Source organism: Vibrio sp. 10N.261.55.C5 (genome assembly GCF_041470505.1).
Taxonomy (GTDB): domain Bacteria; phylum Pseudomonadota; class Gammaproteobacteria; order Enterobacterales; family Vibrionaceae; genus Vibrio; species Vibrio crassostreae_C.
On sequence record NZ_JBFRMS010000069.1, the window covers coordinates 1 to 10,763 of the forward strand.

The following is a 10,763-nucleotide window of genomic DNA, read 5'->3' on the forward strand; positions in this document are numbered from 1 at the left end:
GGAATGCTCCGAAATATGCAGCACTGGAGGGCTTTCTGGCTAAAGAAAAGAAAGTATATTTCCGAACAGACCCAGACTGGGCTCCATACTTCGGTGATAATTCAGATGTGCTACGAGTTACAAATATTAACTATAACAGTCCAATAAAAATTGGGTTTAATGGTTGGATTTTACCCGTTACTTTAACTCTTTTGATTTGTGGAGGTTCATTTGAAGGTCTTGGGGTTAAGATAGAAACCGATGGTCTTGTAGATACTGCAATCAAAATAAAACAAGAATTCTTCTCAGATAAAGATTCACTAGAGTTGATTCATGAAATTATCAAAGAGTCCAACCCAGAAAGCCCGATTCTAAAAGATATAGAGCGACTTATAAAACCCTCAAAACCAAATGCTAATGGCTAAGATGGAAAAGTAATATGGACTTATACAATTGTACGCCACCCCTAAATGAGCTTTATCTGGCCCTCCTAAAACCAGATTAGATTTTGTAGGGAAAACGCGGGCCCCAAAAAATATGTAGAGTATTTAATCTAACGAATTTTGGGGCAGAATTTTCTTAGCTCTTTCGCATCATAGTTTGTGATCACCAAGCGATTCTGTCGTATTTTGAATGAGTTCATAGGCGTTTTTTGCAAAATATGTTGGCCTCTATGGTTGCAATGCATGAAATATCTCCGATACTAAAACTTAGAAACTCTAAGTTTTAGGTGGCATGTGAATACAGACATTCAACTTTATTCTGACGAATCGCTTGAAAGCTTCTTGTTGCGTTTATCGCAAGAGCAAGGTTACGAGCGATTTTCTCATTTCGCCGAAGACATCTGGTTCGACACCATGGATCAGCATGAAGCGATGGCTGGTTCTTTCCCCTTAGAGCTCGAACGAGTTAATATCTACCACGCTCAAACCACAAGCCAAATGCGAGTGCGGGTTCTCATTCATCTTGAGAACCAACTAAAGCTCAATAACTTTGGTGTACTGCGCCTAGCGCTATCACATTCAAAAGCTCAATTCTCTCCGCAATACAAAGCTGTACATAGATTCGGGGTTGATTACCCTTATGCTTTTCTTCGCAAACGCTTCACGCCTATTTGCCCGCTGTGTATTGACGAAGCTCCCTACATTCGCCAGCAGTGGCAATTTATCTCTCACCAAGCTTGTGAACATCATGGCTGTAAGCTGATTCATCACTGCCCTGAGTGTAAGTCGAGGCTTGAATACCAAAGTACCGAGATTATTAGCCAATGTGAATGTGGTTTCGAACTCCGAAATTCGCCAGTAGAAGATGCGCCAGAGGTGGAGGTATTAGTTGCTCAATGGTTGTCAGGGAATGATTCAAAATCCTTGGGATTACTAAAAGGAGAAATGACGTTATCTGAGCGCTATGGCTTTTTACTTTGGTATGTAAATCGTTATGGCAATATCGATGACTTCAGTTTCGAATCATTCATCGAATACTGCGGCTCTTGGCCAACCTCATTGTGGCAAGACTTCGATGCTTTGAAAGAGAAGGCAGAACTCGTTCGAGTAAAAGATTGGAAGAAGGTATTTTTCAATGAAGCCTTTGGTGCTCTGCTTAAAGATTGCCGTCAGTTACCCAGTCGGCAGCTGAGTCACAATATCGTACTTACTCAGGTGTTAGCTTACTTTACAAAGCTAGTGGCAACAGTGCCTTCAAGCGCTAAAGGAAATATCGGTGATGTACTGCTCAGCCCCTTAGAAGCTTCCACATTGCTCTCTTGTACAACGGATGAAGTGTATCGGCTGTATGAGTTTGGTGAGATTAAAGCCGCGATCAGGCCGCGAATGCATACAAAGATAGCGAGTCATGAATCGGCGTTTACTTTAAGAAGTGTCATCGAAACAAAGTTGACTCGAATGAGCTCTGAAAGTGATGGTTTAAGTGTGTATCTACCTGAGTGGTAATTATGACGAAATTAAGTGACTTATTAACAATTGAAGACGAAGCAGTAAAGCAGGTTACGCTAAAGAAGATGTTCATGCCTTATACAGAAGATGTCTGTGTTGAAGGGTGTGAAAAAGAGGCGTTAACGATTTTGCTTAATCTCAGTTCAAGCCATCAATCAGATAGATGCTCGGATTGGTTGGATATTGCCCGCGCTAAAAGGCATTTAAAAGCCGCAGAGAACCTAGAGGCATCCCTTGATGAGATCAAATGGTTCCACACTCATAATCTCAAGTTTCCAGACTGCCGAGTTAAAAATCAGCGGATAGTTGCACAGGCTCTTACGACAACCGAGTCGTTTATTTCAAGCTCAGTACTAGAGCAACGATTGGGATGGTCGCATAGCCCTGCGCAGTATCGTCATGTATTGTGGTTACTAAGCTCATTCAGTTGGCAATCAGAGCCTGTGTGTATTATTTCTCTAATTAAGCAAGAAAACTCAGTTTGGCTAGAGCTGCTTAAAGAGTTCGGATTGGAGGCTGAGTCACTTTCTCGATTACAACTTACGCTGGCAAAAGACCTTCCTGATAGCTCCTTTCCCAACAGTGTTAGTACTTACAGTAAGCAACTACAATTTCCATGGAATGGTGATTACGTTTCGGTCACACCTGTGGTTAGTCATACCACTCAATGTGAGTTAGAAATAAAAGCGAGAAGTCGTGAAAGTAAACTCAAATTTGTGTCTTCTTCACAGCCAAATCCACAAAATAATGGGAATCTGTGTGGCAGTTTAGGTGGGCATATGAAAGTCCTAAACTATCCGCTAGACGTTAAACCAGCGCAGGGTGGGACGTTACCTGAAAGTCGCAAAAAGAGTGGCCGCTACTTTGATGACTATCAGGTAACTAACGCCAAAATTTGTCAGGTGTTAAATCACTTAATTGGATCAGAACCATCAAAAACACAGAAGCAAAGAGAGAGCACTCGTAAGGTTAGAAGTAAGATATTGCGAAAGCAGATAGCCTTGTGGATGCTTCCATTAATGGAGTTAAGAGATATTGTTGATGCTGACCCTAATCAACAGAAATTGGAACATGATGACACTTTGGCTCAAGCCTTTTTGGCGTTACCTGAATCGGATCTAGGCTCCTTAGCTAGTGAGTTTAACCGTCACTTGCATCTCACGTTTCAGAATAATAAGTATGCCGCAAAGTTTGCTTATCACCCTAAGCTTATGCAGGTCGTCAAAGCCCAAATTGTATGGGTCCTCGAACAACTCAGTAAACCAAATGGCAATGAAGATAAGGTAACGGGTGAGCAGTATATCTATTTGTCATCAATGAGAGTGCAAGACGCGGTCGCAATGAGTAGCCCATATCTGTGTGGTGCTCCTTCTTTGGCGGCTATTTGGGGGTTCATGCACCATTACCAAAGAGAGTTTAATAAGCTAGTTAATTGTGATTCCCCGTTTGAGTTTTCGAGTTTCTCTTTTTATGTTCGAAGCGAGAAGATTCAACCGACAGCGAAGCTTACCGAACCCAACTCAGTTGCCAAAGCACGAACGGTTTCTAACGCGAAGCGACCAACTATTCGTAGTGAACGATTGGCGGGCCTAGAAATAGACTTAGTTATCAGAGTCCACAGTGACAGCCGAATTTCAGACTTTAAGTCCGCGCTTAAAACGGCCCTTCCCGTTGCTTTCGCCGGAGGGGCATTATACCAACCACAGCTATCGACGCAGATTGAGTGGCTAAGGACGTTTACTAGTAGGAGTGAGCTTTTCCATGTCTTAAAAGGGTCACCAGCATACGGGCGATGGTTATATCCAAGTGAAAAACAGCCGAATGATTTTAATGATCTAGAACGTTTAATCACTAAAGATGCTGATAACTTGCCAGTTTCTATTGGCTACCATTTGTTAGAACAACCAACTAAACGGGGCAACTCAATCACCAGTTGTCACGCTTATGCAGAGAATGCGATAGGGCTTGCTCAGCGAGTTAACCCCATAGAAGTACGTTTTAGTGGAAGAGATCACTTTTTAAACCACGCCTTTTGGTCGATAGAATGCAGTAGCGAAACTATTCTTATAAAAAACTATAGGGATTAATCGTTTATGGAACTTTGCACACAGCTGAACTACGTTCGCTCTCTTTCTGCAGGCAAAGCCTATTTCTACTATCTATCTAAAAATGGTGAAATGTGTCCCCTTGAAGTTGATAGAACTAGGTTGCGCGCACCAAAAGGGGGTTATGCAGAAGCATATAAAGGGGGCAAGTTCGTAAAAAAGAATGTTGCTCCACAAGACTTATCTTACTCCAATCCTCAGTTCATCGAAGAGTGTTACGTAAAGCCGGGTGTAGATGATATCTACTGTGCATTCCCGCTTCGAATTCGAGCCAATTCTCTAACCCCTGATATCTGTAGTGACGATGAAGTGCGCAGTAAACTTTCGTTACTGGCTAATACTTATAAAGATCTCAATGGCTATCAGGAGCTCGCTCATCGATACGCGAAGAATATACTGCTTGGCAGTTGGCTTTGGAGAAACAGAGAGTGTCGACAATTGTCGATAGAAGTGACCACCAGTGATTCGCAAACCTTGATTATAGAAAACGCAACAAGGCTTTCTTGGTATGGTCATTGGGATGAGGCTTCAGCAGAATACCTAGAAAAGCTCACAGCCTATTTGATGCGAGCCCTTTCTGACCCGACCGAATATTTCTACATGGATGTCAAAGCTAAAATTGGAGTTGGTTGGGGAGATGAGGTTTACCCAAGCCAAGAGTTTTTAGATAGCCGAGAAGATGGTGTTCCGACTAAGCAGTTAGCTACCGTCGAACTATTGAACGGAAAGGAAACCGTTGCGTTTCATGGTCAAAAAGTTGGAGCCGCATTGCAATCGATTGACGATTGGTGGCATGAAAACGCAGATAAACCATTAAGAGTGAACGAATATGGGGCAGATCGAGAATACGTTATAGCAAGGCGACACGTGTCCCATGGAAATGACTTTTACCAATTAGTCAGAAATACAGAGAACTGGATTGAAAGCATGACAGCTTCTCAAGTCATCCCAAATGATGTGCACTTCATCATGTCTGTCTTGATCAAAGGCGGCCTATTCAATTGTTCTAAAGCGAAGTAAGGGATAGATATGACTAAGCGTTACTATTTCTTAATACGTTACATGCCTGCACAAGCCGACCATGAATTATTGGCAGGACGGTGTATATCCCAAATGCACTTGTTTATGGTCAATAACCGACAAGCCATGAATAAAATAGGTGTGAGTTTTCCGGACTGGAACGAATCTACAGTTGGCCAAACCATTGCCTTTGTTGCTGAAGATAAAGAGATGATGATTGGACTCGCTTTTCAGCCCTATTTCTCTGTGATGGTAAATGAAGGTTTATTTGAGATCTCCAGTGTTTGTGAGGTGCCTGACATTGCGGTTGAGGTGAGGTTTACCCGTAATCAAACGATTGGGAAAAGTTTTCTGGGCTCCAAGAAACGTCGAATCAAACGTAGCATGGCGAGAGCCGATTTCTCTGGTGATGGACAATCATTACCAGCCACTAATGAAGAGCGAATCATCGATAGTTTTCATCGAATCCCAATCTCCAGCGGTTCATCTGGGGAAGATTATATTTTGTTTGTACAAAAGGAGCTTGTTAGTGAGCGCGATGCAGCAAACTTTAATAGTTATGGTTTAGCCACCAATCAAGAGAGAAAAGGCACGGTTCCAGAGTTACGTGTTTGACCCTTTTTTGACAGCCCGTTTTTAGAGATTTAAAAACAAGGACTTACAGAAGTAAGAAGAAAAAGGGTATTTTATGGATTTGCGATGTAAAACCCGTGGAATTAACAGCTTAGCGACTATAGTTAACAGTGTCCTGCCGCATAGGCAGCTAAGAAAATGTCGCGCACATAAGGTTGAAACCCGGTTAAGTGTCCTGCCGCATAGGCAGCTAAGAATAGGCCAGGAAGAAAGCAACCAGCCTGCTGAGCAAGCAGTTAAGAATCAAAACCATCATGTTTAGGCTTGATGGTTTTTTATTAGTTGGTCGATTTTATCCGAGGTGTTTTTTAACACGGAAGTTTCCAGAATCTTCATAGGTTGAATTAGCCAGGCTTATCATTTTACCAACATATCCCTATAATACTTTTGAGGTTGTAGTAAACAAGAGACACGGTATGAGTAAAATTATCAAGGCAGCTTTTGATGGCAGTGCTAATGATAGTATAAGCGATATCATTGCTAAAGTTATGGCACTTCGTCTGGAAGAATCAGAGTATAAAAATGACGAATTTTATCTATCAGATGAAAACTATGAATTAGCGAATATTATTATTGGTCAACTAGATGATCAAGCCCAAAAGCTAAGGGAGGCTTATCGCGAGATAGAACGATCAGCGCATGTTGAGAGCTACTTTGACAGCTTAACTATTGATGAGCTGCTTGTTGCTAATAGTTGTATCCGAGAGTTTGAAATGATTCTCAATGCAAAGTATTACACCATGAGTGGTTGCGTTATCGTTTCAGGGGCGTCAGTGATGCAAATAATGAAACAGATTCGTATGTCAGCAGCTAAGTTACGTAGAGTTATTGGTGATCTGATGTCTGTCGAGCGCCAACTTCGAGTTGCTTCAACGAACAAATATGACAGTAGCTTTGAGATGACTAGTGATAAAATCACAAAGCTCAAATTAGCAACAGAAGCAGCGATCACCAGTCATAGCTGAGGTAGGTTTTAGTTGGAAAGCCTCTATTAATTATAATTTACGGCTTGTTGTTAGCTTTTCTCATAGTAATGATCTTGTTTGGGGAGCACAAAAGGACTATCTGATCCGCCCCACTATCATTGGATATCAGTTAGGCCACTCCATACCTAAAGCTATCCGAGGTTTTATAATTTGGCACAAAACTAAACTCGATTTTGTCCACAAGCTTCTCTGGTTGAATTTTTACCCGTGGCACTTTCTAACTCGAAAGTGCCCCATTCCAATTCGGGATGCATGTCTGTCACACTTCAAGGCTAGCCATTTGGTCTACATTTTCTAACCAGTGCAGTGTCTAGTGAAGTGCGGGCTAACCAAATGGCTCTTTCCTTAGTTGTTCACTACCAGATCATTGGTTTGGGTCACCCGCAGCCCTATAGAGTCTCTAGTTTTACTAGATCACACTTTGTTATATATCTCTAAGCTCGCACCTTCAATGGAATAGCCTGACTCGACCCCTATGTCATCAGAAATTACTGTTTCTGTTTTCAAGGTTCCTGTGATGTAAACGATATCCCAAAGGTCTTTAGTTGGAGTCCCTTCTTCAAACTTGACGTAAATAATCTGGTTTGGAGGTGGTGGTGGAACGTGAATACACGCACCATAAAAGGGAACCAAAAGAAACTCAGAGATTGACTCTGAGTCCCCTTCTAATGGAATCACGAAACCCGGTATTTTGACGTTGCTGCCATTCAGTTCTGGACGAACACTTCCCACTAGAGCCTGCTGAGCAACATTCGCACTATGGTCAAGGGCAGCAAGGGTTTCATCGCTGACGCGTGCACGTTCGCTTTCTGGGATCAGATCAAGCCACTCAATTTCTACCGTATTTTCATCGCGCACTTGGTTTGCTGCAAAAGAGGCAGAGCTGAATGTCACCATGATCAAAGAAGCGATGAACAATATGTGTTTCATATATTAACCTTTGTATTGTACATAACCCTTGTGCTGCACAGATTTGCGCGTCGATGGAAATTGCCACCGGTTTAAGGGGGATTAAGCCGATGGCGAGGGACAAAGCGAGCTAGGGCTTATTTCACTTGGTACTTGCTGTTAGTACGGATGTAGATTGTTGCCTCAGAGTCCCCCGTGTTGGTGATGTTATGAGAGAACTTGCCCTCAGATTCCACGTAGCTTCCCGGGTTTAAAGTAAGATTGCTGCTTTGTTCTTTTGAGTTGTACTCAATCGAGCCTGCAATCACAACGGCGCGGAACTCACTTGCGTCCGTGGTGATTTTTCCTTCAAAGCCGGCAGGCAGTTTGATCATTGAACCACCCATGTCAGAAGTGCTACCCCAAACATACGTTGATTGAACACCGTCTACTTTGATATCGTGAAGATCACTGCTGTTTAGCCACACGATATTGTCTTTATGCAAGTTTAGAGGACGTTCGCCATTATCGAACTTCTCTTCAGATGGTTGAACTAGATATGGACCCGCATCAATCTCAAGGTAGATTAGGTTTGTTTCACCGTTTGCGGCAGTGGTGTGGTCTTCACCTGCTGGTTGCGTCCAGAACGAGCCTGTTGGCATCCACATCTTTTCTGATGTTGGATCGTCATTATGCATTTGACCTTCAATGACCACACCGCGGTACGTGATGTTATGAATGTGCGGTGGTGACTCAAAACCCTTGTTAAAGCGTACCAACATACCTGTTGCGGTATCCGTTGTACGGTCACCCCAAAGGTCCGCAGCTCCCGGGCTAAGTACGCCGCGCAAAGGGTTTAGATAACCCCACTCAATATCGTTTACCGCGACAACTTTTGAAGAACCTTCATCGGCAAAAGAAGGTGTAGTAAGTAGCGTTGCGGCTAGTGCTAATGTCGATGCTTTAAATAATGATTTCATAGTAATGTCTCTGCTGTATTTGCTTGAGATTAATAATATTCAAAATTATTCATTCGATAAACGGGCTAATCTTTAATACACTTTCCTTAAATCGTGGATAATAAAACTGACCATTCGAGTAGTGAAGAGTATAGTGATGAAAATTTCAGATTTACAGGTTTTGTTGAAAGTTGCTGAGCTTCAATCGATTACAGCCGCGGCGAATCAACTTGATATGAGCTCTTCTGCTGCAAGTGTGTCATTAAAACGGATAGAGCAAGAGTTAGGAGCCGAGTTATTTGTTCGAACGACGCGAAAGATGCGCATGACCCCAGAGGGTGAGCGGTATCTACCTTTGTGCCAACAAGCATTGGATTTGTTGCAACAAGGGCAGGTGTTGGTCAATGAAGAGCAGCAATCCATCAGTGGGGAAGTTCGTATCGCGGTGTCTTCTGAGATGGGGCGCAACCTGATGCGCGTTTTGCTTAATGATGTAATGGACAAGCATCAAGACCTGTCATTGAGGCTCCATGTGAGTGATAGCCGAACCGATTTTTACCGCGATGGGGTCGATGTGGCGTTACGAGCTATGACTAAAGGTGCCGCGCAAGAATCCAACTTGTATGGATTTAAGATCTGCGATATCCCTCATGTTCTATGCGCTTCTCCTGATTATATTGAAAATCATGGTCGACCTTTGGTTCCTGATGATTTATATCAACATAAAGCCTTGCTCTACAAACTGTACGAAGTCGTGCACGACGGTTGGGATCTTTATCATGGTGATCAAAAATACAGAATAAAAATGAACAGTGATCGAGCTGTGAATGATGGTGATATTGTTCGTCGGTGGTGTATTGATGGGGTGGGGATAGCGAAGAAATCCGCTATTGATGTCGGTGAAGATTTACTCGCGGGCCGATTAGAGAGGATATTAGTTAATAGCGATATACCACTGACCGAAATGTGGCTGATATTACCGAGTCGTCAGTTGATCTCTCCAGCGATTCGATTAATACGTGATGAGCTAAAAGTCAGGATTCACCAGCTTCGCGACAACTTGCTTGAGCAAGGGTTGATTGAAACTCGTGAATGGCCGTTGGATAACTAGCTATGGTCGCCAATAATTGTTCTAGAGACAAGCTAAACCAGCGTTTGCCATACTTCAGTTAATTCGTCTTTCCCTAATTTAGCAAAAGTGCTAACTCAGAAATGTCCGTGCGACCTGAAGTCGTATGAAGCGTTGTTCACCACGAAGAGTGAACCATCTGTACCACCAGATGCCCCTAAGAGCCTGAATAAAGCAGCGGCTCTGACAATGTAACGAAGCTTGGTCGTTAAACTGAGCGGGAACGGAATCGTGAGAGGACGTTTCTCCTGACAACCACAAGTTGGGTGAGTGCTAGGGGGGCAATATGATGAATGTAATGTGAATCCATTTAAGGCGCGTTATATGATGAAGCAGCGGAAGTGGTTAATACGCTGTAGCCAAAAGGCAACGAGAGTCGGAAAGAGATTGGACATTACTCTTTCGTGGTCATTGCACTCTCCGCACCATTGTGGGCATCTAAGTTGACATTTTACGCGACATACGGAACAGGGTAAGCCTGTATATCTCCCTATGGGAAAGCAGCCTGTGAAGGTTGCCGATAGGTATGCAGGTAAAGGAGGTTAGAAAAAGCGAATGCTACTTTGTAATGAAGTAGATACAGGTTTATATCTGGCGCGAAAGCGAGCTGACTTCTAACTGGTCTCCCGTTGCGAGATAGCTTGAAGAACTTTATTAAAGAAGAAAAGCAAATGATGATTTCGAATGAAATTAGTGCGTCTTCTGACAACGAACCGTGGTTTCTTATTCATCAAGTGGTCATTGGGTCAGTTTTAAAGCTTTGAGTGTGTATCGCAAAGGTAATTTTGTTACTGGGTGCTTAACGGTGCCTTTGTGGAGGCTTGAGCCGTATGCAGTGAAAGTTGCACGTACGGTTCTGAGGAGGGAGGCACCTGGTAACAGGTGCCGCCTATCCGACAGAAGCTTCTTAGCGCATTAACTCATCTCTTGTGATCACCAAGCGATTCTGTCTAGAGGATTAATTGGAGCGTAGTAAATTTACTACGTTGAATCTTAGTCGTTGTTCAAATTTGCAGACTTTCGATGCAATGTTATGCGAACTTATGTTGCAAATTGTACTTTAACTCTTTGATAATTGGTTTGCGTTATGAAGACTTATGTTGCAAGCATCA

At 42.9% G+C, this 10,763-nt stretch carries 9 protein-coding genes; 7 read left to right on the forward strand and 2 right to left on the reverse strand.

Annotation, left to right across the window (positions count from 1 at the left end; genetic code table 11):
- The 6 genes from AB4263_RS22025 to AB4263_RS22050 all read left to right on the forward strand — a co-directional run.
- The coding region (locus AB4263_RS22025; protein ID WP_372098904.1) for a hypothetical protein at window positions 1-404 on the forward strand (404 nt) is incomplete at its 5' end.
- A 312-nt stretch (window positions 405-716) separates the two neighbouring features.
- Window positions 717-1,928 carry a TniQ family protein gene (locus AB4263_RS22030; protein WP_017064055.1) on the forward strand — a complete coding sequence of 404 codons (1,212 nt, stop codon included), beginning with the start codon at window positions 717-719 and terminating at the stop codon, window positions 1,926-1,928.
- A 2-nt stretch (window positions 1,929-1,930) separates the two neighbouring features.
- Window positions 1,931-4,018: a type I-F CRISPR-associated protein Csy2 gene (locus AB4263_RS22035; protein ID WP_372098905.1), complete on the forward strand. Its 2,088-nt coding sequence runs from the start codon at window positions 1,931-1,933 to the stop codon at window positions 4,016-4,018.
- 6 nt (window positions 4,019-4,024) lie between these two features.
- Window positions 4,025-5,056 carry a type I-F CRISPR-associated protein Csy3 gene (gene csy3, locus AB4263_RS22040; protein WP_372098906.1) on the forward strand — a complete coding sequence of 344 codons (1,032 nt, stop codon included), beginning with the start codon at window positions 4,025-4,027 and terminating at the stop codon, window positions 5,054-5,056.
- A 9-nt stretch (window positions 5,057-5,065) separates the two neighbouring features.
- Complete coding sequence (gene cas6f, locus AB4263_RS22045) at window positions 5,066-5,671, forward strand: type I-F CRISPR-associated endoribonuclease Cas6/Csy4 (protein WP_372098907.1); 606 nt, start codon at window positions 5,066-5,068, stop codon at window positions 5,669-5,671.
- Between the two features lie 434 nt (window positions 5,672-6,105).
- Window positions 6,106-6,654 (forward strand): hypothetical protein, encoded by a 549-nt coding sequence (locus AB4263_RS22050; RefSeq protein ID WP_151416712.1) that lies wholly within the window; start codon window positions 6,106-6,108, stop codon window positions 6,652-6,654.
- 435 nt (window positions 6,655-7,089) lie between these two features.
- Here the strand turns inward: AB4263_RS22050 and AB4263_RS22055 are convergent, their stop codons facing one another.
- Both AB4263_RS22055 and AB4263_RS22060 read right to left on the reverse strand, forming a co-directional pair.
- The gene (locus tag AB4263_RS22055) at window positions 7,090-7,605 is read right to left on the reverse strand and encodes a DUF3299 domain-containing protein (protein ID WP_102320869.1); all 516 of its coding nucleotides are present in this window, start codon (window positions 7,603-7,605) and stop codon (window positions 7,090-7,092) included.
- 116 nt (window positions 7,606-7,721) lie between these two features.
- Entirely contained in the window at window positions 7,722-8,543 is an 822-nt protein-coding gene (locus tag AB4263_RS22060; RefSeq protein ID WP_102320870.1) for a DUF4437 domain-containing protein, read from the reverse strand.
- Window positions 8,544-8,679: 136 nt separating this feature from the next.
- On the opposite strand from AB4263_RS22060, the gene AB4263_RS22065 reads away from it, so the two are divergent.
- Window positions 8,680-9,633, forward strand: coding sequence for a LysR family transcriptional regulator (locus AB4263_RS22065; RefSeq protein ID WP_102320871.1), 954 nt, complete (start codon window positions 8,680-8,682; stop codon window positions 9,631-9,633).
- Window positions 9,634-10,763: the final 1,130 nt, after the last annotated feature.

What these genes read in the sequence shown, in the direction of transcription:
- AB4263_RS22035 (WP_372098905.1), top strand. Translation starts at nt 1,931, where the DNA reads ATGACGAAATTAAGTGACTTATTAACAATTGAAGACGAAGCAGTAAAG.
- cas6f (WP_372098907.1), top strand. Translation starts at nt 5,066, where the DNA reads ATGACTAAGCGTTACTATTTCTTAATACGTTACATGCCTGCACAAGCC.
- AB4263_RS22055 (WP_102320869.1), bottom strand. Translation starts at nt 7,605, where the DNA reads ATGAAACACATATTGTTCATCGCTTCTTTGATCATGGTGACATTCAGC.
- AB4263_RS22050 (WP_151416712.1), top strand. Translation starts at nt 6,106, where the DNA reads ATGAGTAAAATTATCAAGGCAGCTTTTGATGGCAGTGCTAATGATAGT.
- AB4263_RS22060 (WP_102320870.1), bottom strand. Translation starts at nt 8,543, where the DNA reads ATGAAATCATTATTTAAAGCATCGACATTAGCACTAGCCGCAACGCTA.
- csy3 (WP_372098906.1), top strand. Translation starts at nt 4,025, where the DNA reads ATGGAACTTTGCACACAGCTGAACTACGTTCGCTCTCTTTCTGCAGGC.
- AB4263_RS22065 (WP_102320871.1), top strand. Translation starts at nt 8,680, where the DNA reads ATGAAAATTTCAGATTTACAGGTTTTGTTGAAAGTTGCTGAGCTTCAA.